Source organism: Mesorhizobium sp. B2-3-6 (assembly GCF_006442305.1).
GTDB lineage: Bacteria > Pseudomonadota > Alphaproteobacteria > Rhizobiales > Rhizobiaceae > Mesorhizobium.
The window spans coordinates 77,192-97,291 of sequence record NZ_VFVW01000010.1 but is presented as its reverse complement, the minus strand read 5'-3'; the positions used below and the strand labels follow the sequence as shown (position 1 = coordinate 97,291).

The window sequence follows — 20,100 nt, the reverse complement described above, 5'->3', positions numbered from 1 at the left end:
CTTGCCACGAGACTTGGACACTTGGCGCGAACGCATTACCTCTCGGGCACCATCCGGTTGCCAGGGAAAAGGAAACAGAATGTTTGAATCACTTCAGGAGCGCCTTGGCTCCATCCTGAACGGCCTGACAGGCCGCGGCGCGCTGTCGGAGGCGGATGTCTCGGCGGCGCTCCGCGAGGTGCGCCGTGCGCTGCTCGAGGCCGACGTGGCGCTGGAAGTGGTGCGCTCCTTCACCGACAAGGTGCGCGAGAAGGCGGTCGGCGCGGCGGTGCTGAAGTCGATCAAGCCCGGCCAGATGGTCGTCAAGATCGTGCATGACGAGCTGGTCGACATGCTCGGCGCCGAAGGCGTCGCCGTCGACCTCAACGCACCGGCGCCTGTCGTCGTCATGATGGTCGGCCTGCAGGGTTCCGGCAAGACGACGACCTCGGCCAAGATCGCCAAGCGGCTCACCGAGCGTCAGAATAAGAAGGTCCTGATGGCCTCGCTCGACACGCGGCGCCCCGCCGCGCAGGAGCAGTTGCGCCAGCTCGGTGAGCAGGTCAAGGTGGCGACGCTGCCTGTCGTGGCCGGCCAGAACCCGGTCGATATCGCCAAACGCGCCGTGCAAGCGGCCAGGCTCGGCGGTCACGACGTGGTCATCCTCGACACTGCCGGCCGCACCCATATCGACGAGCCGCTGATGGTCGAGATGGCCGACATCAAGAAGGTGTCGGGCCCGCACGAGATCCTGCTGGTCGCCGACTCCTTGACCGGCCAGGACGCCGTCAACCTCGCCAAGAGCTTCGACGAGCGCGTCGGCATCACCGGGCTGGTACTGACCCGCATGGACGGCGACGGCCGTGGCGGCGCCGCGCTCTCGATGCGCGCCGTCACCGGCAAGCCGATCAAGCTGATCGGCACCGGCGAGAAGATGGACGGGCTGGAGGAATTTCATCCCAAGCGCATCGCCGACCGCATTCTCGGCATGGGCGACATCGTTTCGCTTGTCGAAAAAGCCGCCGAGAACATCGATGCCGAGCAGGCGGCGGCGATGGCCAAAAAGATGCAGTCGGGCAAGTTCGACCTGAACGATCTCGCCCAGCAGCTTCAGCAGATGTCGAAAATGGGCGGCATGGGCGGCATCATGGGCATGATGCCCGGCATGGGCAAGATGAAGGACCAGATGGCCGCCGCCGGTCTCGACGACAAGATGTTCGGCCGCCAACTCGCCATCATCTCCTCGATGACCAAGGCCGAGCGCGCCAACCCCGACATTCTCAAGCACTCGCGCAAGAAGCGCATCGCCGCCGGCTCCGGCACCGACGCGGCCGAGATCAACAAGCTCTTGAAGATGCATCGCGGCATGGCCGACATGATGAAGGCGATGGGCGGCAAGGGCAAAGGCGGCGGCCTGATGCGCGGCATGATGGGCGGGCTCGCCTCCAAGATGGGCCTCGGCGGCATGATGCCCGGTGGCATGGGCGGCATGCCTGACCTCTCCAAGATGGATCCCAAGCAGCTCGAAGCCTTGCAGAAGCAGGCGCAGGCCGCCGGCATGAAGGGCCTGCCCAGCGGCCTTACCGGCGGCGGTGGCCTGCCCGGCTTGCCCGGCGGCATGAAGCTTCCCGGACTTCCCGGTCTCGGCGGCGGTGGCCTGCCTGGCCTCGGCAAGAAGAAGTGAGGACGCGATGAACGAGGAAAAGGACATGGCGGACGCCCGCACCATCCTGGCCGGCTACCGTGCTTCGATCGACAACATCGATGCCGCCCTCATCCACATGCTGGCCGAGCGCTTCCGCTGCACCAAGGCGGTCGGCCTGCTCAAGGCCGAGCATGGCTTGCCGCCGGCCGATCCGGCGCGCGAGCAGCAGCAGATCGCCCGTCTTCGCCAGCTCGCGGACGATGCGCATCTCGACCCGGATTTCGCGGAGAAATTCCTCAACTTCGTCGTCCGCGAAGTGATCCGCCACCACGAACAGATCGCCGCTGCCAACGGCGTGACGAAAACCGGCTGAAGACAAAGGTTTAGCCGCAACCCCACCAACGAAATCAGAGCTTTTAGGAGATAAGAAATGGCACTGAAGATCAGACTGGCCCGCGCTGGCTCGAAGAAGCGTCCCTACTACCACGTCGTCGTCGCCGACGCGCGCTCGCCGCGCGACGGCCGTTTCATCGAGTCGCTCGGCTCGTGGAACCCGCTGCTGCCGAAGGACGGCGAGCGCGTCAAGGTTGACGCCGAGCGCGTCAAGCACTGGCTGTCGCACGGCGCCCAGCCGACCGACCGCGTGCTGCGCTTCCTCGATGAGGCCGGCCTCGCCAAGCGCGACGCCCGTTCCAATCCGAAAAAGGCCGAGCCCGGCAAGAAGGCACAGGAGCGCGCCGCGCTTCTGAAGAAGGCGCAGGACGACGCCGCTGCCGCCGTCGCGGCGGCTGCGGCCGCGCCGGCCGAGGCGGAGCCTGCCACGGCCGAGTAATCGATCACCGATCGTCTTTTTCGAACGGCGGGCCCTTAGCCCGCCGTTTTCTATTTCGAATTCATTGGGCGGATGCTGCCGCTCAATAGCCGCTCGGGCAGCGATCGACATAGACGTGGCCGCGGCTGTCGCGATAACGGCAGCGGCCCGGTTCGCTGGCCCGCCCGATCAGCGCGCCGGCTACGGCACCGACCGCGCCGCCGACCACGGCGCCCTGGACGGGATCGCCCGCCACCGCCGCGCCGACCGCTGCTCCGCCCAGGCCGCCGACGGCCGCGCCTTTTTCCGTCTGCGAACAGGCGCCAAGCGCTGCCGTCAGCACCAGAATGGTCATGATTTTCTTCATTGTCGTTCCTCTCTCACGGGGATCGCCGTCCTCGCCGCCATGTTCCTAACTCCCAGGCGGCCGATTTGATCCCTAGACATTGAAGGCCGGTGCTTCGCCGCGCCTGCCAAGGCCATGCCGATCTCCGACAAGCATTTGAAATCGTTGATATTCTGACGCCACAGCGCAGTTCTCTCGCCGGGTTGTCCGTGCAGCGCGCCGGCGTGGCTATCGGCGCGCTTCGGTCGCGTATATGAAGAGCCGGCGGGCGTGGCCCCTCAGACCAAGAGCAGGCAATATGGCCGGAGAGACAGATCTGAAGACATTGCTGGCGTCGATGACGCCGCAATTGATTGCCGGCATCCATGTCTTCGCCACGCTGCCGGCGGGTGTATCGGTTCCGGAAGGACTCGAAGCGGTCATGCTGTTTCGCGAACGCGAAGGCACGACATTGATTCTGCTCGAAGACGAGGCGCAGGCAGCCGGACTGGAAGCCGTTTTCCGCTGCCGCATGATAACGCTGAACATCCATTCGTCGCTGGAAGCCGTCGGCTTCCTCGCCGCCATCACCGCACGCCTCGCCGCCGCCGGCATGGGCGTCAATCCCGTCTCCGCCTTCTATCATGACCATCTGTTCGTGCCGGTCGACCGGGCCGAGGAAGCGATGAGGTTGCTGCGGGAACTGGCGGCGGAAAATCGGACATAGGCCAGCGCCCCCTCATCCGCCTGCCGGCACCTTCTCCCCGTATAAGGACGGGGGGAAGGTGAGCTAACGGCCGAAGGCCGAGCCCGCGACTGCGGGCCGCCGGTCGTCCGGCGCCCTCGCGGAGGGCCAGCCCCGGCAGCGGCGGTGCGGCCCGCGAGCGAAAGCCAAACAGCCGTCAGGCCGCCTTCTTCTTCGGCTGGATCAGGCCGCGCTCGACCAGCAGCTCGGCGATCTGCACCGCGTTGAGGGCGGCGCCCTTGCGCAGATTGTCGGAAACGATCCACATCGACAGGCCGTTGTCGATGGTCGAATCCTCGCGGATGCGCGAGATGAAGGTGGCGTCCTCGCCGGCCGATTCCAGCGGCGTGATGTAGCCGCCGTCCTCGCGCTTGTCCAAGACCTGACAGCCCGGCGCCTCACGCAGGATGTCACGCGCCTCGTCGGCGGTGATCGGCTTTTCGAACTCGATGTTGACCGCTTCCGAATGGCCGATGAACACCGGCACGCGCACGCAGGTCGCCGTCAGCTTGATCTTGGGATCGAGCATCTTCTTGGTCTCGGCGACCATCTTCCACTCTTCCTTGGTGAAGCCGTCATCGAGGAAAACGTCGATATGCGGGATCACGTTGAAGGCGATACGCTTGGTGAACTTCTTGACGTCGACCTGGTCGGCGACGAACACGGCGCGGGTCTGCGTGAACAGCTCGTCCATGCCTTCCTTGCCCGCGCCCGACACCGACTGGTAGGTGGCCACGACGATGCGCTTGATGGTGGCCGCGTCATGCAGCGGCTTCAGCGCCACGACGAGCTGCGCCGTCGAGCAGTTCGGGTTGGCGATGATGTTCTTGCGGGTGAACAGCGAGATCGCATCCGGGTTCACTTCCGGGACGATCAGCGGCACGTCGGCGTCGTAGCGGAAGGCCGAGGAATTGTCGATGACGACGCAGCCCTGCTTGCCGATCTTGGGTGACCATTCCTTCGAGACATTGCCGCCGGCCGACATGATGCAGATGTCGGTGTCGGAAAAGTCGTAGGTGTCGAGTGCGCGGACCTTCAGCGTGCGGTCGCCGAACGACACTTCCGTGCCCTGGCTGCGGCGCGAGGCAAGCGCCACCACTTCGCTGACCGGAAAACCGCGCTCTTCCAGTATGTTGAGCATTTCGCGGCCCACATTGCCCGTGGCGCCAACTACCGCAACCTTGAAACTCATAAAGATCTCCTATCCCTCTCCGCTTGGTTGTTGGAGAAAACCCGCCGGCCAGGTGCGGGTTCCGTCCCCCGGGCCGAACCCGGGAGAGGGTGGTCAGGCCAAGGGAATCACACCGTTTTGGTGGTGGTTTTGGCCGTTACTTTGCTGGAACGGGGGGACGCGCCGAAACGCCCGGCGCAATGATGCTCATCGCGGCTGGGGGCATCGAATGCAAGAAGAGCCATCAAAAGGCCGCGCATCGAAAAACGATCCCGTTCGAAGCGGGCTTTTACGCGGTTTGCGGCAGGAGTCAATCAGTGGTGTTTCTTCCTTCCCTCCTTGCGGGAGAAGGGAAGGCGGTGCCGCCTGCCCTGTACAAGAGCGGCGCCAGCAAGTACGAACGGGCGAGATCGTCTGGCTGGCGCTGCGCCAGCCCTGTATGTGCTCCATGATGAGCGCAAGCCCTGAATTCCGAAAGAGCGAGATGTCCAACTTCGAAGCACTTGTTCCTGCGCTGGCAAAGGCGCTGGAAAAACGCGGCTATGCCGAACTGACGCCGGTGCAGAAGGCGGTCCTGGAGCTTGGCCAGGCCGACGCGCTGGTGTCGGCGCAGACCGGTTCCGGCAAGACGGTGGCCTTCGGCCTTGCCATGGCGCCGACGCTCCTCGGCGGCGCCGACCGCTTTGCCCATGCCGCGGCCCCGCTGGCGCTGGCGGTGGCGCCGACGCGCGAGCTGGCGCTGCAGGTGACGCGCGAACTGGAATGGCTCTACGAGCTGACCGGCGCCACGGTCGCCTCCTGCGTCGGCGGCATGGACATGCGCACCGAACGGCGCGCGCTGGAGCGCGGCGCCCATATCGTCGTCGGCACGCCCGGGCGGCTGCGCGACCACATCACGCGAAACTCGCTCGACATGTCGGCGCTGAAGGCGGTGGTGCTGGACGAAGCCGACGAGATGCTCGATCTCGGTTTTCGCGAGGACCTGGAATTCATCCTCGACGCCGCCCCCGCCGAGCGCCGCACGCTGATGTTTTCGGCCACCGTGCCGCGCTCCATCGCAACCCTCGCCCAGGGCTATCAACGTGACGCCGTGCGCATCTCGGCCGCCGGCGAGGAGAAGCAGCATCTCGACATCGAATACCGGGCGCTCAGCGTCGCCCAGGCCGATCGCGAGAACGCCATCATCAATGTGCTGCGTTTCTACGAGGCGAAAAACGCGCTGGTGTTCTGCAACACCCGTGCCGCCGTCAACCATCTCACCGCACGCTTCAACAACCGCAATTTTTCAGTCGTCGCGCTCTCGGGCGAGCTCAGCCAGAACGAACGCAGCCACGCGCTGCAGGCGATGCGCGATGGCCGCGCCAAGGTCTGCATCGCCACCGACGTCGCGGCGCGCGGCATCGACCTGCCCAATCTGGAGCTGGTCATCCATGCCGACCTGCCGACCAACCCGGAAACGCTGCTGCACCGAAGCGGCCGCACCGGACGCGCGGGTCGCAAGGGCGTCAGCGCGCTGATCGTGCCCAACAGCGCCCGCAGGCGAACCGAACGCCTGCTGGCGAGCGCAAAGCTGACCGCGACATGGGCAAGTCCGCCATCCGCCGACGACGTGATCCGCCGCGACGACGAGCGCATCCTTGCCGATCCCGCCTTCGATGAACCGGTGAAGGACGACGAACGCGGCTTCATCGACGCGCTTCTCGCCAAGCACGGCGCCGAGCAGGTGACGGCCGCCTTCGTGCGGCTGTGCCGCTCGAGCCGCTCGGCGCCAGAGGATCTGATGGACGTCGCGCCGTTCACGCCGTCGCGTGAAAGACCGGCGGGCGAAAACTTCGCGCGCCGCGACGAGGCGCCCAGCCGCCGCGACGATTTCGGCGCCAGCGTCTGGTTTTCGCTGTCGGTCGGGCGCCGGCAGAATGCCGAGCCACGCTGGCTGATTCCGATGCTGTGCCGCACCGGCAGCATCACCAAGCGCGAGATCGGCGCCATCAAGATGCAGCCGGAAGAGACCTTCGTGCAGATCGCCGCCGACTGGGCCGACCGTTTCCTTGCCGCCGTTGGTCCCGACCGCAAATTGCAGGGTAACATCGTGGTGAAACGGCTGGACGGCATGCCGGACCTGTCGCGCGCCGGCTACCAGCCGCCAGGTCCGGACAAGAAACCGCATCGCGGCAAGGCGCCGTTCGACCCGAACGCGCCGAAGCGCAAATTCGAGAAGCGCGCGCCGGCTGGCGACCAGCGCCCCGCCGCATCTGACGCGAAGCCCTGGGCGAAAAAGCCGGGCAAGCCGAAATTCGACAACGCCGGACCGCCGAAACCCAAGAAGGCGAAGAAGCGGCCGAGCTGAGATCTCCCGGCCATGTCGTCACGATGGCTGCCGCGCCAGCCGTCGCATTTTCATGCTGCCCCTTGCGATCCGCCGGAACTTTGAACAGTCTGGTCGGGCGTTCGGGGGATCGGGGCATGCGCGGCGAAGTTCTTCACTATGACGAGACCCAGGGCTTCGGCTTCATCACCGGGGCGGATGGTGAGCGCTATACTTTCGCGCGTGAGGATCTGCGCCGCGAAATCGCAATTGCCCGAGGCACGGCCGTTGAATTCCAGCCCGGCGGCGGCCAGGCGCGCGACATCTTCCCGGCCGGCGCCCAATCCGCGCCTCCAACCGGCGTGGCCGCCGGCGCCCATGCGCGAACCGGTGCGTCCGTCTCTTCCGCTGCTCAAATCGCACAGCCGCGGCATTTTGGCCGCGCCGCCAGCACCGGGCCGGCCGAGCCCGGCCTGTGGGGTTATTTCTGGCGCGGCATCACCGAGAATTATTTCAACTTCACCGGCCGCGCCCGCCGCAAGGAATACTGGGCCTATTGCCTGTTCTGGTTCGTCGCGCTGCTGGCAGTGACCGGCATCGGCATTTTCGCCGATGCCGCGATGGGCAATCTCGACGACGCTGAAATGCCGGCGGTGACGATTGGCCTGTTCGGCCTTTTCCTACTTGCGACCTTTCTGCCTGGCCTCGGCATGACCGTGCGTCGCTTGCACGATATCGGCCTGACCGGCTGGCTTTTCCTGGTGATCCTGATCCCCACCATCGGCAGCCTGATCATCCTGGTCTTCGCGCTCATCCCGACCCAGGCCCGGGAGAACCAGTGGGGACCGGTGCCGGCGGGCGCCAGAACGTAGCTCTGCGTGCGTATTGCAATTATATGCAACCTTGAGTAGCGTATCGCGACGCAATGTGAAATGGGGCAGAGCATGCGCGGGACGGTGTTCCACTATGACGAAGGCCAGGACTACGGTTACATCAACGGAACCGACGGCAAACGCTACATCTTTTCCCGTATCGATTTCAGCCTGGAACTGCCCCTCGACAAGGGTACCCTTGTCGAGTTCCAGCCGGGCGACGGCACGGCGCACAATATTGTCGCCACGGCCTCGGCCGCATCGTCGTCAACCACCAATCAGCCACGGCAGACCAGCCGTTCTGCCCGAAGCCGGCCCGCCTACTCCACAGGGTTGTGGGCTTATTTCTGGCGCGCGGTGATCGCGGATTATGGCAATTTCACCGGACGCTCCCGCCGCAAGGAATTCTGGGCCTTCTGGCTATTCTACACCCTCGGGGTGCTCGCGCTTTTCGGCTTCGGGATACTTGTTGAACTGGCGATCAACGGCTTCGAAACCAACGCGGACAGGACGCCGATGGGGTTCATAGGGTTCATACCCCTACTGGTGTTCCTTTCGGGATTGATCCTGCCTTGCATTGCGCTCCTCGTACGGCGTGCGCATGACGCCGGCCTGAGCGGCTGGTTTGCCCTGCTTTGCTTCATCCCGCTCATTGGCGGCATCGCCGTGCTAGTCTTCGGGCTTATGCCGCCTCAGCTGGGCGAAAATCCTTGGGGACCGGTGCCGGCGGGCGTCAGGGTCTGACCGCCCCCAGCGCCTCGCCCGAAAGCCTGAGAAAGATCTTCTGACCGTGGCGTTCGCCAAGCCGGTCGTAGAAGCGCAGCGCGCCTTCGTTCCAGTCCTCGGTGGTCAGGTCGATGCGGCCGATGCCGTTGCGTCGGCAATGGTCGGCGAGAAAGCCGACCAGCGCCCGGCCGACCCCAGCGTTGCGAGCCTTGTCGCGCACGAACAGATCCTTGAGGAACAATAGCCGCTCGAGGTCGATGCCGGGATGCGCGATCGCTACCGACGCCAGGCCGCTGATCTCGGCCCCGATGAAGGCCAGCGCGAAATGCGGATAGGCCGGGCTTTCCTCATCCAGCCATTTGCGTGCCGCCGACAAGGCGCGCTCGTGGTCGAGCGGCGGCTGCCGGTAGTGCACCGCCATGTCGCACAGCATTGTGGCGAGCGCCGTCGCGTCGCCGGTCGTCGCCCAGCGGACGTCGACCGTCATGGGCTCAGCCCAGGAACTTGGCGATGATCGCGTCGCCCATCTCGACCGTGCCGACCTCGGTCATGCCAGCCGAGAGGATGTCCTTGGTGCGCAGCCCGTCGTCCAGCACGGCAGCGATTGCCGCTTCGAGCTTGTCGGCTTCATCGACCATGGCGAAGGAATAGCGCAGGCACATGGCGAAGGAAGCGATCATGGCGATCGGGTTGGCGATGCCCTTGCCGGCGATATCGGGCGCCGAACCGTGCACCGGCTCGTAAAGCGCCTTGCGCTTCTTGGTCTTGGCATCAGGCGCGCCGAGCGAGGCGGAAGGCAGCATGCCGATCGAGCCGGTCAGCATGGCGGCGATATCGGACAGCATGTCGCCGAACAGGTTATCGGTGACGATGACGTCGAACTGCTTGGGCCAGCGCACCAGTTGCATGCCGCCGGCATCGGCCAGCATGTGGTCGAGCTTGACGTCGGAATATCGGGCCTTGTGGGTCTGGGTGACGACCTCGTTCCACAACACGCCGGACTTCATGACGTTGCGCTTTTCCATCGAGGTGACATGGTTCTTGCGCGTGCGCGCCAATTCGAAGGCGACGCCCGAAATGCGCTCGATCTCGAATGTGTCGTAGACCTGGGTGTCGATGCCGCGCTTCTGGCCGTTGCCGAGATCGATGATCTGCTTGGGCTCGCCGAAATAGACGCCGCCGGTCAGTTCGCGCACGATCAATATGTCGAGGCCTTCGACCACCTTTTGCTTCAGCGAGGAGGACGCCGCCAGCGCCGGATAGCAGATCGCGGGCCTGAGATTGGCAAACAGCTCCATGTCCTTGCGCAGGCGCAGCAGGCCGGCCTCGGGGCGAACCTCGTAAGGCACGGCATCCCATTTCGGCCCGCCGACGGCGCCGAACAGCACGGCTTCGGCGGCAACAGCCTTTTCCATGTCGGCATCGGAAATCGCGGCACCGTGTGCATCGTAGGCGCAGCCGCCGACCAGCCCCTCGTCGGTGGCGAAGCCGCTGCCGAGCTTCTCGTTCATGGCCGCTATCAGCTTCTTGACCTCGGCCATGGCCTCGGGGCCGATGCCGTCGCCGGGGAGCAGGAAAAGATGCTTCGTTGCCATGAAAACCGTCCCAGAAAGATTTGAACCGGCGCTTTGCTAAACGCCAAGCGGTTGCGACGCAAGGAGGAACAATTGGCGAAGGCGGCTAAGCGCGTAATCTCCCCCCTTGAGGGGGAGATGGCCGCCAGGCCAGAGGGGGGCGCTGTCCCGCCAGCATGTCCAGGTCAGCAGTCGCCTCGGCGCTTTGCAGATATTCACCGATGCGAGAGAATGTTGACCAGCCGGCCGAAAGGATCGCGCACATAGAAGCGCCGCACGCCCCAAGGCTCGTCGGCCGGTCCGTATTCGATGGCGAAGCCGGCTGCCTTCATGGCGTCGAGTGCGGCATCAACGTCGTCGACCTCGATCGACAGGTCCGGCACCGGCGTGCCCGACCCGCCTTGCGCCATGAAGCTGACCTGTACCTGCATCCTTTCCTCGGACCCGTAGGTGACGATCCAGCCTTGATCCATGAGCATATCGAGGCCGAGCAGGTCGTGGTAGAAGCGCCTCGCCGATGCCGCATCCTTTGTTTCGATATTGGCTACGATGCGCCGCACCTTCATGGCATTGGCCTCCTCAGTCTGTGCGCCGCAGCGCCGTCACCTCGATTTCGATCTTCATCTCCGGCCTGTTGAGCTGGCACACGATCATCGTTGCCGCCGGCCTGATCTCGCCGAACGCTTCGCCGAGAATGGGGAACACCACGTCGACGAAGGCCTGGTCGGTGATATAGTAATGCGCGCGCACCACATCCTCCATGTCGAAGCCACCGTCCAGCAAGGCTTTGGCGATGGTTGCCAGGCAATTGCGCGTCTGCGCCTCGACCGTTTCCGGCATCGTCATCGAGGCATAGTCATAGCCGGTCGTTCCGGACACGAAACACCAGTCGCCCTGCACCACGGCGCGCGAATAGCCGGCGGTCTTCTCGAAGGGCGAACCGGTGGAGATCAGCTTTCGCATGGCATCCTCGCAAAGGGGTGTTCGCAACCACTTTGCGGGCAAAGGCCTCGCACGGCCATAGGCCAGACGGAGCTGGCCGTTGTCCCGATGACCTTGAGCGTCCGCTGGGCCTCAGCTCGCCAGCCGGCTGACCATCTCGTGCTGGGCGTAGGCGCGGCCGAAGCGGTTGGCGAGGAAGGCGTCGAGCGCGATGTCCTCCTGCTTGACGAAGCCGGTCGCCGGCAAGGTACCGTCGGCCAGCATGTCGAGCACGGCGCAGATTCCGGATGCCGTGGTGATCTGGATGGCGCTGCGCACCGTCTGGCCGACCCGCTTCGAATAGATCTTGTTGGCGTAGGTCTCCTGCAGCAGGCGGCCGTTCTTGCGCCCCGAGACGGTGACGAAGACGATGACCACGTCCTGCAGCGTCGCTGGCAGCGCGCTTTCGAAAATGTCCTTCAACACCTCGCGGCGGTGACGCAGGCCGAGGTCGTTGAGTAGCGCCTTCATGATGGCGGCGTGGCCGGGATAGCGGATAGTGCGATAGTTGAGCGTGCGCACCTTGCCCTTCAGCGTCTCGGCCAAAGTGCCGAGCCCGCCCGAGGTGTTGAAGGCCTCGTAGGTTACCCCGTCGAGCGAGAATTCCTCGCGCTCCTCCAGCGGCGGCACCTCGACCAGCTCGCCCTCGACGATCGCCTCGCAGGGCTCGCAATATTCGTTGATGACGCCGTCGGTGCTCCAGGTCAGATTGTAGTTCAGCGCGTTCGAGGGATATTGCGGCAGCGCGCCGACCCGCATGCGCACGCTTTCCAGCGTGTCGAAACGGCTGGCGAGATCGTTGGCGACGATCGAGATGAAGCCCGGCGCCAGCCCGCATTGCGGGATGAAGGCGCTGTTGGCCGAACGCGCCAGTTCCTTCACGCGCCGGGTCGAGACGACGTCCTCGGTGAGGTCGAGATAATGCACGTCGGCGCTTGCGGCGGCTTCGGCGATGCGCGTGGTCAGATGGAAGGGGGCGGCGCTGAGCACCGCGAACTTGCCGGCGAGCGCAGCTTCCAGCCTGCCTGCGGCCGCGATGTCGAGTTCCAGCGTCTCGACCCCGTCAGGCAGTTCGGCCGCGGCAAGCTGCGCGGCCGAGCGGTCGACGAGAGTGACGTGATAGTCCCCGGTTGAAAACAGCATCTCGGCAATGGTCGAGCCGATCTTGCCGGCGCCGACGACAACAATTTTCTTCATGACCCGGTTCCCTCGCCCGACAGTTGATTTGTCCCGCTACAATCGCGGCTTGCCGGACGAAAGGAAGCGTGGAATTGTACGAAATGAAGTACCCTTTTTGTCGATATGCCGACCAGGTTCGTTGAAATGCTCAGTGATGCCGACCAGGCCCTGCTTGCCCTGTTGCGCGAGAACGCCCGCGCCTCGACCGCCGCTCTGGCGCGCCGGCTCGGCGTGTCGCGCACCACGGTGCAGAGCCGCATCGAACGGCTGGAGCAGCGCGGCATCATCGCCGGCTACGGCGTCAAGCTTGCGCCCGATTATGAACAGGGACTGGTGCGGGCGCATGTGCTGCTCACCGTGACGCCCAAGCTCGCCGACAAGGTGGTGCGCAGCCTGCGCGCCCTGGCGCCGGTCAGGACGCTGCATTCGGTGAGCGGCAATTTCGACATGATCGTCATCGCCGACGCGCCGTCGATCAAGGACCTGGACACGCTGCTCGACCAGATCGGCGCCCTCGAAGGCGTCGAACGGACATCGTCGTCGATCATCCTGTCGACGCGGATCGATCGGTGATCACCGGTGAAAAACCGGGCCGCAGGCGGCCCGGTCGTGCCGCCTTTACTTGGCAGGCTGGATGTTCGAGACCAGCGATTTGCCGGATTTCGTCGAATAGGTGACGATCACCTTCTTGCCGGGCTTCAGCGTCTCGACCTCTATGCCCTCCGGCAGGTTCAGCGTCTTGCCGTCGGCCAGCGTGATGGCGTCGCCCTTTGCATCGACATTGACGATGGTGCTGGTAACCGTCCTTGCAAGGGCTGCCGTCGAGGATGCGGCCGCCAGCACTGTCGCGGCGGCGATGACGAATTTCCTCATGGTCTTTTCTCCTAACGCTTGTTGTGGTGCCGAAGTGGTTCGGCATCGAGGGGTCGGAACGATTACAGTTGCCGCCCCGCTTCCCCCGGATCGAGAGAAGATCGGTCGATCCTAGCGAGGCGAGTTGTCGGGCAGCTGGCCGGCGCCTTACGGATCCGTAAGACCGGGATGACGGACAGAGGATCCAGGTCTATCGCCGGCTAACCCGACGCCAGCGGGAAACTCACCATCACGGCGAGACCCGGCCGGCAGTCCTCAAGCGTGATCGATGCGCCGTGCAGGTCGGCGATGGCCCTAACGAGGCTGAGGCCGAGGCCGCTGCCTGGCGTCGAGCGGCTGTGGTCCAGCCGGTAGAGCCGCTGGAACACTTTTTCACGCTCGTACGCCGGGATGCCAGGACCGTTGTCGGCGACTCTGGCCAGGATATGCTCGTCCCGGCGTTCGGCCGACAATTTGATCGCGGTGCCGGGCGGGCAATGGCGCAGCGCATTCTCGACCAGGTTGGCGAACATCTGCATCAGCAGCTCGCGATCGCCATGGATCCGGTCCGTCGTCCCGTCCAGCCGCTGCGACGACAGCGACTTGCAGTCGTCCTCTGCCACCTCGGTGTAGATCTCGGCGATGGTTTGCAGAATCTCGCCGAGATCGACATCGGTAAAGCGCGCCTTGCGCGCGCCAGCCTCGATCTGTGCAATTCTAAGCAGCGCGTCAAAGGTCTCGTTGATCTGGTGACCCTCCGCGCGCGCGTCGGCCAGGTCGCCGGAGACATCCTGATCCTGCGCCGCCTTGTCGGCCGCGCCCTCCAGAATCATCTGCAGCCGATTGAGCGGCGTCTTCAGATCGTGCGCAATGTCGGCGCTGACCTGCTTCATGCCTTCGACCAGCGCCGACAGACGATCAAGAGCCGCATTGACCTGATTGGACACGACGTCGATGTCGTCGCCATTGCCGGTCAGTGGAATGCGGGTATCCAGCCGGCCATGCGAGACATCCACCATAGTGGCGGCAATGCCGTCGAGCCGGCGCTGAACGCGCGAGGCGAGCAAGGCGCCGCCGGCCACCGCCAGCCCGGCGATGATCAGCGTCGCCCAGCCGAAGCTCATCAGTATGATAGTTTCCAGTTCCTCCGTCTCGGACAGGCTGAAGGCGATCGTCAGATTGTTGCCGCCAATCGAGCCGGAATAGGCACGGTATTGGGCACCGGCCGGCACACCGGGCATTTTTGCGTCGAGCATCGAGAACCCGTCGGGAACTCCAGCCGCGGTGAAGTTGCCGGCCAGACGGTTGCCGGCCGCGTCGGTCAGCGAAAAGAGCTGTTCCTTCTTGGAGCTGAGCTGCGAATGACTCTCGACCGTGGCGATCAGGTCCTCGAGGTCGCTCTCGGTATACGTTGCGGCGACGACCGAGTAGGTTTCCCTGATGGTTTCGTCGAGCCGTCCCGCAAGATCGGCGCTCATCATCCGGTAGACGATGGCGCCGGACAGCACGAAAGCCAGCATGAACAGGAAGGCGAACGTCAAGGCGAGCCGGAACGGCGTGCTGCGCGGCAGCCGGGACCATGTTGCGGTCATGGTGAAAGCGGTGCGTGCAGGCTGTAGCCGGTATTGCGGACCGTATGGATGAGCTGGGTTTCGAAAGGCCTGTCGATCTTGGCCCGCAAGCGGCTGATATGGGTCTCGACGACGCTGGTCCTGGGATCGAAATGGAAATCCCAGACGCGCTCCAGGAGCATGGTGCGGGTGATCACCCGGCCCTCGCCGCGCATCAGCACCTCCAACAGGCTGAACTCACGCGGTTGCAGGTCGATCGGCTGGCCCTGCCTGGCAACGCGGCGCATGATCAGGTCCATTTCGAGGTCGGCTACCCGCAGAACGGTCTTCTGCTCCAGTGCGGCCGGCCTGCGGCCGAGCGCATTGATGCGGGCAAGCAATTCGGAAAAGGCGAAAGGCTTGACCAGATAGTCGTCGCCGCCAGCCTCGAGGCCCTCGACACGGTCGTCGATGCCGCCGACGGACGTGAGAAAGATCGCCGGCGTGCGCACGCCCGCCGCACGGACCGCCTTAACCATCGACAGGCCGTCGAGGCCTGGGATCATCCGGTCGGCCACGATCACGTCATAGCCGCCGCTGGTCGCGGCGAAGAGCGCGTCGTGCCCGTTGCGCAATAGGTCGCAGACATGGCCGGCCTCGGTCAGGCCCCTGACGATGTAGTCAGCCGTCCTGTGGTCATCCTCAACAAGAAGAAGTCGCATCGCTGTTCCGGTTGATTGCCGATGTTGGGAACAGGCTAGCACCGGCGTGGGTCCGTTCCTAGGATGGCACGTGGCCGGTAAGCTCGGCTGCGCTTGTCCGGCGTCAGTCCGATTCCAGCAAGATCTCGTCGGCATCGTCTGCGGTCTTCTTCAGCGTCATGTAGAGAACCAGGGCAATGATGCAGCCGAGGAAGATCAGGCTGGTGAAGGTGGTGCCGAAACCGAGGCCGCCATATTCGACTGGCTGCGACAGCAGATCGCCGAAGGAGGCGCCAAGTGGCCGCGTCAGGATATAGGCGAGCCAGAAGGCGAGAATGCCGTCCAGATGAAGCAGGTAATAGGCACCCGCGATGACCGCGATTACGCCGCCGAACAGCAGGCCGGTCGTCAGGTAGCCCATGTCGAAGCTCTCGGCGACGAGATCGCCGGCGGCGGTGCCGAGCGAGAAGGTGAACAGGATCGCCAGCCAGTAGAAGATCTCGCGCCGGGTGGTGAAGATGGTGTGGATCGACAGCGTCCGCTCGCTTGCATACCAAACAGCGAATGTGGCGGCGAGCATGACGGTGAAGGCGATCGTGGTCGTTTCGAGACGCACGCCGAAATTGTCGACCAGATTGTCTGATATCAGCGTGCCGACGACGCTGATCAGCACCACCGCCAGCCAGTAAGCCCAGGGCACGTAGCGTTTCTGGGCGAACTGGAGGGCAAGGGCAACGACTAGGACGCCGGTCATGATCAACGACGTGGCGGTCAGCCCAAGGCCAAGGTTGACGGCGAGATAGTCAGCCGCCGTCTCGCCCATGGTCACCGCCATCAGCTTGATCAGCCAGAAATCGGCGGTGACGTCCGGGACCCTGTTGTGGGTCGATCCGGCGGGCTTTTGCGCGTTGGAAGTGAGCATGGCGGATGTCCTGCGGTTTGTGATTCGCGGACTTACTTGCCTATGACCTTCATGGCCTGGGCGAAGAAGTCGTCGGCGCGCTTATCATCGTCGGCATTGCAGCGTTCGATGCCCTGGCTCTCTAGTTCCGAGACCTTCGCCGTGTCGGAGGCGCCGAGCTTAACCGTAGCCTCCGCCGCGCGAAGAGCCTTCAGTGTGTCCTCGCAAGGTGCGGTGGCGGCGAAAACGGGCGAGATCGAAGCCGAGACAGCGAGGCTGCCCACCGCAATGGCAAGTGCAAATCTTCTCATGAAACCAGTCCCTGTCCGATGCCGGTGGTCCGGCGGCCATAGTTGATGTCGGCCCATGGCGGACCGGCATCGCAATGATATGGAAGCGACTTCACTCCAGCCTGTCCGCCGGCATACAAATTCGTAAGGTTGGACCTGGTTGGCGCAAAAAGGCTTTACGAACGTCGTGCGCTGCTTTGATAGAAAGCGATTGCCTTGTATCCGCCATCAATGGCGTGCCCGAGTGCACGCTGGCCTCGCCAGCGCCCCAGGAAAACACGAATGACCTACGCTTCCCTCAAGCCGGTCTCAGAGGCCTTCGTCCAGCGCAAACGGCTGATTTTCGTGCGAGTGGCGGCGGTGCTCGCGGTCCTGCTTCTGTTCCTCACCAAGCCTGGGCTCAACGAGGGCTCGCAAGGCCACGAGACGCTCGAATTCCTCGGCTTCTGTCTGGTGCTCGCCTGCGTCGCCGGCCGGCTCTGGAGCATCCTCTATGTCGGCGGCAAGAAAAACGAGGAACTGGTCTCGATCGGACCGTTCTCGATAAGTCAGAACCCACTCTATTTCTTCTCGACGGTGGGCGCTGTCGGTATCGGACTGCTCTACGGCTCGGTTCTGGCGGCCGTGGCGCTGGGCGCTGCCAGCTTCCTCATCTTCCGCGTCACGGCGCGCAAGGAAGCCGAATACCTCCTGGGCAAATTCGGCCCGGCCTATCTCGCCTACACCAAGGCCACGCCGCGCTTCTGGCCGAACCCGCTGCTTTACCGCGACAATGACGAGTTGCAATTCTCGACGCGCGCGCTGAAGCGCACCTTCTATGACGGGCTCTATTTCCTGGCCATTTTCCCGGCCATCGAGCTGATCGAATATCTCCGGGAGAGCGGGCTGCTGTTCCCGCCCTTCGTGACGCTCTACTGATCGTCGGATCGGTTGCAAAAACCGACCCGCCCTCGACAACAGGCGCTATCAGCCTCCCAGCGGATAGGGCATGTAGCCGACGAAGCCCGCGATCTTCCAGCTGCCGCCGACCTTCCTGCAGAAATACAGCGTCTGCCATTTCAGCCGATCGACATCGCCATCCGCCTTGGCGACGGTGCCGTCGAATTTCTTGTGCAGCACGGCGCGGTCGCCGTCGACATCGATGTCGCGCAGGTTGGTGACGCGGAACAGCGCCTCGCGCAGCGGCTCCGCGAATTTGGTCGCCGCCGTTTCCTTGGCCTGGCGCAGCCACTCGTCGCGATAGATCTCCAGCCGCGGGAACTGCAGCCGCCAGGCGTCGGCGTTGGCAAGAAAATGCGCGTGCATGCCGAAGAAGCTTTCGGCGACAAAATCGTCCTCGACCATGGACCAGTCCTGACCGATGAAGGCATCGATGTCGCGCCGCACCAGCATCTCCCAGAGGGCGTGGCGGTCGGCATCACCTGATGGAAACGGGTTCTTGTCGAAGGTCATTCTCGGTTCTCCGCTCTGGAAATGCGCCCGTCCGTTTCAGGCCCGGCCGGCGAGCGCGCACGATGCAAGCGCTTCTGTAATAAAGCAACATGGATTTCCAGGAATGTTGCTTTCCAACAAGACCTCTATCGGGATCGCCTCGATCGGGGTAAATCTCGGCCGAAGCGGGCGCTCCCATCGCGTCCCGTCATATCATCAGAGGAGGTCCGCCCTTGCCCAAGCAATGTTTTGGAACGTCGCATGTCCCGCTGTCACCCGCGGTGCGGGCCGGCGACTTCGTCTATATCTCGGGCCAGGTGCCGGTCGGCGGCGACGGCATCGTGGTCAGGGGCGGCATATCCGAACAGACGGAGCAGGTGCTTTCCAACGTCAAGGCGGCGCTGGCGCAGGCCGGCTGCACCATGGACGATGTGGTCAAGACCACCGTCTGGCTGGAGGACGCGCGCGACTTCGGCGCCTTCAACACCGTCTATGCCAGGCATTTCCCGAAGAACCCGCCGGCCCGCACCACGGTCGAATCGCGGCTGATGATCGACATCAAGATCGAAGTGGAAGCCGTCGCTTACCGGCCGCTCTGACGGCCGTCGGCGAGGATGGGACGAAGCGGAGGCGCGCCCGATGCAATTTGATCTTCTGTTCAAGGGCGGGCGGCTGATCGATCCGGCGGCCGGGCTCGACGCGCCGCGCGATCTTGCCATCGCCAATGGCCGCGTCGCCGCCATCGACGCCGACATTCCCGCCGACCGCGCGGCCAGCGTTATCGATGCCCAGGGCTGCATCGTGGCGCCCGGCCTCGTCGACCTGCACAGCCACGTCTATTGGGGCGGCACCTCGCTCGGCGTCGATGCCGACCGGCTGGCGGCCAAGAGCGGCACCACCACCTTCATTGATGCCGGCAGTGCAGGCGCCGGCAATTTCCTCGGCTTCCGCCGCCATGTCATGGAGCGCTCGAAGGTGCGCATCCTGGCCTATGTCAACATCTCCTTCGCCGGCATTTTCGGCTTCTCGCAGACCGTCTCGGTCGGCGAGTGCAGCGATCTCAGGCTCTGCGAACCGCGCGAAGTGGTGGCGGCGGTGCGCGAGCACGCGGACGTCGTCGTCGGCGTCAAGGTCCGCTCCGGCAAGCATGCCGGCGGCACCAGCGGCATCGCGCCGGTCGATCTGGCGCTGGAGGCGGCCGACAAATCCGGTCTGCCGCTGATGGCGCACATAGACGAGCCCCCGCCCGGGCGCTCGGAAGTGCTGCCGCGCCTGCGCAGGGGCGACATTCTCACCCACTGCTTCCGGCCGTTTCCCAACGCGCCGGTCTTCGCCTCCGGCGCGGTGCGGCCCGACATGCGGCTGGCGCGCGAGCGCGGCGTCATCTTCGATCTCGGCCACGGCATGGGCTCGTTCGACTTCGAGGTCGCTCGCGCCATGCTGGCCGAAGGGCTGGCGCCCGACGTCATCTCGAGCGACGTGCATCTCTACTGCGTCGACGGTCCTGCCTTCGACATACTGGTGTGCATGTCGAAGCTGCTGGCGCTCGGCATGCCGCTGGACGAGGTGTTGCGCGCCGCCACCCAAGCGCCGGCGCAGGCGATCGCGCGGCCTGATCTGGGCACGCTCAAGGTCGGAACCGCCGGCGACGTCGCGCTGCTGCGGCAGCATTCCGGCCGCTTCACCTTTGTCGACGCGGTCGGCGCCTCGCTGGTCGCCGACCAGCGGCTGGTCTGCGAAGGCATCGCCATCGGCGGCGCCTGGTGGCCGAACGAGACGATGAACGATGTCGGCGACACCGAGCGTTTCGAGGCGCATGTGGGGCATACGCATGTCGAGGTCGCGGCCAGGCATTTTGGGCACCGGCATGATTGATTGATCTCGGTAGCACTGCGCCGCCTGTCTTGCCGCGGCTGCGAGTTTGGCGAATGGCTTCCCCCACTCCGTCGCTGCTCCGCAGCGCCACCTCTCCCCCTCCGGAGGGAGAGGAAGGGAGCCTCCCGGCATAAGCTCGCGCCCTTCCTCTCCCCGTCGATCGGGGGAGAGGTGTCGAGCGAAGCTC

General features: G+C 64.5%; 24 protein-coding genes. 11 read left to right on the top strand and 13 right to left on the bottom strand.

Annotated elements, in window-relative coordinates:
- The first annotated feature begins 79 nt into the window (after positions 1 to 79).
- Genes ffh through rpsP form a run of 3 tightly spaced genes read left to right on the top strand, consistent with a single transcriptional unit; the run spans position 80 to position 2,456 of the window.
- The gene (gene ffh, locus FJ953_RS26015) at positions 80 to 1,663 is read left to right on the top strand and encodes a signal recognition particle protein (protein WP_140625367.1); all 1,584 of its coding nucleotides are present in this window, start codon (positions 80 to 82) and stop codon (positions 1,661 to 1,663) included.
- Between the two features lie 7 nt (positions 1,664 to 1,670).
- Positions 1,671 to 1,997 carry a chorismate mutase gene (locus FJ953_RS26010; protein WP_140492160.1) on the top strand — a complete coding sequence of 109 codons (327 nt, stop codon included), beginning with the start codon at positions 1,671 to 1,673 and terminating at the stop codon, positions 1,995 to 1,997.
- A 57-nt stretch (positions 1,998 to 2,054) separates the two neighbouring features.
- A complete protein-coding gene (gene rpsP / locus FJ953_RS26005) occupies positions 2,055 to 2,456 on the top strand; it encodes a 30S ribosomal protein S16 (protein ID WP_140492156.1) in 402 nt (133 codons plus the stop codon).
- An 82-nt stretch (positions 2,457 to 2,538) separates the two neighbouring features.
- Here the strand turns inward: rpsP and FJ953_RS26000 are convergent, their stop codons facing one another.
- Positions 2,539 to 2,802, bottom strand: a complete 264-nt coding sequence (locus FJ953_RS26000) for a glycine zipper domain-containing protein (RefSeq protein ID WP_140492153.1) — start codon at positions 2,800 to 2,802, stop codon at positions 2,539 to 2,541.
- A 277-nt stretch (positions 2,803 to 3,079) separates the two neighbouring features.
- Between FJ953_RS26000 and FJ953_RS25995 the strand changes: the two genes are divergently transcribed.
- Positions 3,080 to 3,487 carry an ACT domain-containing protein gene (locus FJ953_RS25995; protein WP_140514037.1) on the top strand — a complete coding sequence of 136 codons (408 nt, stop codon included), beginning with the start codon at positions 3,080 to 3,082 and terminating at the stop codon, positions 3,485 to 3,487.
- A 175-nt stretch (positions 3,488 to 3,662) separates the two neighbouring features.
- Here the strand turns inward: FJ953_RS25995 and FJ953_RS25990 are convergent, their stop codons facing one another.
- Complete coding sequence (locus FJ953_RS25990; RefSeq protein WP_140550592.1) at positions 3,663 to 4,697, bottom strand: aspartate-semialdehyde dehydrogenase; 1,035 nt, start codon at positions 4,695 to 4,697, stop codon at positions 3,663 to 3,665.
- 463 nt (positions 4,698 to 5,160) lie between these two features.
- Between FJ953_RS25990 and FJ953_RS25980 the strand changes: the two genes are divergently transcribed.
- The 3 genes from FJ953_RS25980 (at position 5,161) to FJ953_RS25970 (ending at position 8,597) form a co-directional block, all read left to right on the top strand.
- The gene (locus FJ953_RS25980) at positions 5,161 to 7,023 is read left to right on the top strand and encodes a DEAD/DEAH box helicase (RefSeq protein ID WP_140524564.1); all 1,863 of its coding nucleotides are present in this window, start codon (positions 5,161 to 5,163) and stop codon (positions 7,021 to 7,023) included.
- Positions 7,024 to 7,139: 116 nt separating this feature from the next.
- Positions 7,140 to 7,853, top strand: coding sequence for a DUF805 domain-containing protein (locus FJ953_RS25975; protein ID WP_140492138.1), 714 nt, complete (start codon positions 7,140 to 7,142; stop codon positions 7,851 to 7,853).
- Positions 7,854 to 7,925: 72 nt separating this feature from the next.
- On the top strand, positions 7,926 to 8,597 hold the full coding sequence (locus tag FJ953_RS25970) for a DUF805 domain-containing protein (protein ID WP_140625365.1): 672 nt from the start codon (positions 7,926 to 7,928) through the stop codon (positions 8,595 to 8,597).
- Here the strand turns inward: FJ953_RS25970 and FJ953_RS25965 are convergent.
- From FJ953_RS25965 to FJ953_RS25945, 5 genes are all read right to left on the bottom strand, one after another.
- Positions 8,587 to 9,066 carry a GNAT family N-acetyltransferase gene (locus tag FJ953_RS25965; RefSeq protein ID WP_140625364.1) on the bottom strand — a complete coding sequence of 160 codons (480 nt, stop codon included), beginning with the start codon at positions 9,064 to 9,066 and terminating at the stop codon, positions 8,587 to 8,589. The two genes, FJ953_RS25970 and FJ953_RS25965, sit on opposite strands and share 11 nt — an antisense overlap.
- A gap of 4 nt (positions 9,067 to 9,070) precedes the next feature.
- Positions 9,071 to 10,174, bottom strand: a complete 1,104-nt coding sequence (gene leuB / locus FJ953_RS25960; protein WP_140625363.1) for a 3-isopropylmalate dehydrogenase — start codon at positions 10,172 to 10,174, stop codon at positions 9,071 to 9,073.
- 194 nt (positions 10,175 to 10,368) lie between these two features.
- On the bottom strand, positions 10,369 to 10,719 hold the full coding sequence (locus FJ953_RS25955) for a VOC family protein (protein WP_140625362.1): 351 nt from the start codon (positions 10,717 to 10,719) through the stop codon (positions 10,369 to 10,371).
- A gap of 13 nt (positions 10,720 to 10,732) precedes the next feature.
- A complete protein-coding gene (locus FJ953_RS25950; protein ID WP_140625361.1) occupies positions 10,733 to 11,116 on the bottom strand; it encodes a RidA family protein in 384 nt (127 codons plus the stop codon).
- A gap of 111 nt (positions 11,117 to 11,227) precedes the next feature.
- Positions 11,228 to 12,331, bottom strand: a complete 1,104-nt coding sequence (locus FJ953_RS25945; RefSeq protein ID WP_140625360.1) for a saccharopine dehydrogenase family protein — start codon at positions 12,329 to 12,331, stop codon at positions 11,228 to 11,230.
- Positions 12,332 to 12,457: 126 nt separating this feature from the next.
- Between FJ953_RS25945 and FJ953_RS25940 the strand changes: the two genes are divergently transcribed.
- Positions 12,458 to 12,886 (top strand): Lrp/AsnC family transcriptional regulator, encoded by a 429-nt coding sequence (locus FJ953_RS25940; RefSeq protein WP_140492118.1) that lies wholly within the window; start codon positions 12,458 to 12,460, stop codon positions 12,884 to 12,886.
- A 45-nt stretch (positions 12,887 to 12,931) separates the two neighbouring features.
- Here the strand turns inward: FJ953_RS25940 and FJ953_RS25935 are convergent, their stop codons facing one another.
- From FJ953_RS25935 to FJ953_RS25915, 5 genes are all read right to left on the bottom strand, one after another.
- Positions 12,932 to 13,186: a DUF1344 domain-containing protein gene (locus tag FJ953_RS25935; RefSeq protein WP_140492115.1), complete on the bottom strand. Its 255-nt coding sequence runs from the start codon at positions 13,184 to 13,186 to the stop codon at positions 12,932 to 12,934.
- Positions 13,187 to 13,386: 200 nt separating this feature from the next.
- Positions 13,387 to 14,757 carry a HAMP domain-containing sensor histidine kinase gene (locus FJ953_RS25930; protein ID WP_140492112.1) on the bottom strand — a complete coding sequence of 457 codons (1,371 nt, stop codon included), beginning with the start codon at positions 14,755 to 14,757 and terminating at the stop codon, positions 13,387 to 13,389.
- Positions 14,754 to 15,437, bottom strand: coding sequence for a winged helix-turn-helix domain-containing protein (locus tag FJ953_RS25925; RefSeq protein ID WP_140492109.1), 684 nt, complete (start codon positions 15,435 to 15,437; stop codon positions 14,754 to 14,756). The genes FJ953_RS25930 and FJ953_RS25925 overlap by 4 nt, the downstream gene beginning before the upstream one ends.
- Positions 15,438 to 15,540: 103 nt before the next feature.
- Positions 15,541 to 16,338 (bottom strand): hypothetical protein, encoded by a 798-nt coding sequence (locus tag FJ953_RS25920; protein WP_140492106.1) that lies wholly within the window; start codon positions 16,336 to 16,338, stop codon positions 15,541 to 15,543.
- Positions 16,339 to 16,370: 32 nt separating this feature from the next.
- Positions 16,371 to 16,628, bottom strand: a complete 258-nt coding sequence (locus tag FJ953_RS25915; RefSeq protein WP_140625359.1) for a hypothetical protein — start codon at positions 16,626 to 16,628, stop codon at positions 16,371 to 16,373.
- Between the two features lie 261 nt (positions 16,629 to 16,889).
- On the opposite strand from FJ953_RS25915, the gene FJ953_RS25910 reads away from it, so the two are divergent.
- Positions 16,890 to 17,525, top strand: a complete 636-nt coding sequence (locus FJ953_RS25910) for an isoprenylcysteine carboxylmethyltransferase family protein (RefSeq protein WP_140625358.1) — start codon at positions 16,890 to 16,892, stop codon at positions 17,523 to 17,525.
- 48 nt (positions 17,526 to 17,573) lie between these two features.
- On the opposite strand, the gene FJ953_RS25905 is transcribed toward FJ953_RS25910, so the two are convergent.
- On the bottom strand, positions 17,574 to 18,059 hold the full coding sequence (locus tag FJ953_RS25905) for a hypothetical protein (protein ID WP_140524553.1): 486 nt from the start codon (positions 18,057 to 18,059) through the stop codon (positions 17,574 to 17,576).
- Positions 18,060 to 18,271: 212 nt separating this feature from the next.
- Here FJ953_RS25905 and FJ953_RS25900 point away from each other — a divergent pair, with 212 nt between their 5' ends.
- Both FJ953_RS25900 and FJ953_RS25895 read left to right on the top strand, forming a co-directional pair.
- Positions 18,272 to 18,637: a RidA family protein gene (locus FJ953_RS25900; RefSeq protein ID WP_140492093.1), complete on the top strand. Its 366-nt coding sequence runs from the start codon at positions 18,272 to 18,274 to the stop codon at positions 18,635 to 18,637.
- Positions 18,638 to 18,677: 40 nt separating this feature from the next.
- Positions 18,678 to 19,913: an amidohydrolase/deacetylase family metallohydrolase gene (locus tag FJ953_RS25895; protein ID WP_140625357.1), complete on the top strand. Its 1,236-nt coding sequence runs from the start codon at positions 18,678 to 18,680 to the stop codon at positions 19,911 to 19,913.
- The last annotated feature ends 187 nt before the right edge of the window (positions 19,914 to 20,100 follow it).

Coding starts and splice junctions, on each gene's coding strand:
- FJ953_RS25990 (WP_140550592.1), bottom strand. CDS start 4,697: ATGAGTTTCAAGGTTGCGGTAGTTGGCGCCACGGGCAATGTGGGCCGC.
- FJ953_RS25995 (WP_140514037.1), top strand. CDS start 3,080: ATGGCCGGAGAGACAGATCTGAAGACATTGCTGGCGTCGATGACGCCG.
- FJ953_RS25945 (WP_140625360.1), bottom strand. CDS start 12,331: ATGAAGAAAATTGTTGTCGTCGGCGCCGGCAAGATCGGCTCGACCATT.
- FJ953_RS25965 (WP_140625364.1), bottom strand. CDS start 9,066: ATGACGGTCGACGTCCGCTGGGCGACGACCGGCGACGCGACGGCGCTC.
- rpsP (WP_140492156.1), top strand. CDS start 2,055: ATGGCACTGAAGATCAGACTGGCCCGCGCTGGCTCGAAGAAGCGTCCC.
- FJ953_RS25970 (WP_140625365.1), top strand. CDS start 7,926: ATGCGCGGGACGGTGTTCCACTATGACGAAGGCCAGGACTACGGTTAC.
- FJ953_RS25980 (WP_140524564.1), top strand. CDS start 5,161: ATGTCCAACTTCGAAGCACTTGTTCCTGCGCTGGCAAAGGCGCTGGAA.
- ffh (WP_140625367.1), top strand. CDS start 80: ATGTTTGAATCACTTCAGGAGCGCCTTGGCTCCATCCTGAACGGCCTG.
- FJ953_RS25925 (WP_140492109.1), bottom strand. CDS start 15,437: ATGCGACTTCTTCTTGTTGAGGATGACCACAGGACGGCTGACTACATC.
- FJ953_RS25955 (WP_140625362.1), bottom strand. CDS start 10,719: ATGAAGGTGCGGCGCATCGTAGCCAATATCGAAACAAAGGATGCGGCA.
- FJ953_RS25950 (WP_140625361.1), bottom strand. CDS start 11,116: ATGCGAAAGCTGATCTCCACCGGTTCGCCCTTCGAGAAGACCGCCGGC.
- FJ953_RS25905 (WP_140524553.1), bottom strand. CDS start 18,059: ATGACCTTCGACAAGAACCCGTTTCCATCAGGTGATGCCGACCGCCAC.
- FJ953_RS25930 (WP_140492112.1), bottom strand. CDS start 14,757: ATGACCGCAACATGGTCCCGGCTGCCGCGCAGCACGCCGTTCCGGCTC.
- FJ953_RS25895 (WP_140625357.1), top strand. CDS start 18,678: ATGCAATTTGATCTTCTGTTCAAGGGCGGGCGGCTGATCGATCCGGCG.
- leuB (WP_140625363.1), bottom strand. CDS start 10,174: ATGGCAACGAAGCATCTTTTCCTGCTCCCCGGCGACGGCATCGGCCCC.
- FJ953_RS25940 (WP_140492118.1), top strand. CDS start 12,458: ATGCTCAGTGATGCCGACCAGGCCCTGCTTGCCCTGTTGCGCGAGAAC.
- FJ953_RS25920 (WP_140492106.1), bottom strand. CDS start 16,338: ATGCTCACTTCCAACGCGCAAAAGCCCGCCGGATCGACCCACAACAGG.
- FJ953_RS26000 (WP_140492153.1), bottom strand. CDS start 2,802: ATGAAGAAAATCATGACCATTCTGGTGCTGACGGCAGCGCTTGGCGCC.
- FJ953_RS25935 (WP_140492115.1), bottom strand. CDS start 13,186: ATGAGGAAATTCGTCATCGCCGCCGCGACAGTGCTGGCGGCCGCATCC.
- FJ953_RS25910 (WP_140625358.1), top strand. CDS start 16,890: ATGACCTACGCTTCCCTCAAGCCGGTCTCAGAGGCCTTCGTCCAGCGC.
- FJ953_RS25915 (WP_140625359.1), bottom strand. CDS start 16,628: ATGAGAAGATTTGCACTTGCCATTGCGGTGGGCAGCCTCGCTGTCTCG.
- FJ953_RS26010 (WP_140492160.1), top strand. CDS start 1,671: ATGAACGAGGAAAAGGACATGGCGGACGCCCGCACCATCCTGGCCGGC.
- FJ953_RS25975 (WP_140492138.1), top strand. CDS start 7,140: ATGCGCGGCGAAGTTCTTCACTATGACGAGACCCAGGGCTTCGGCTTC.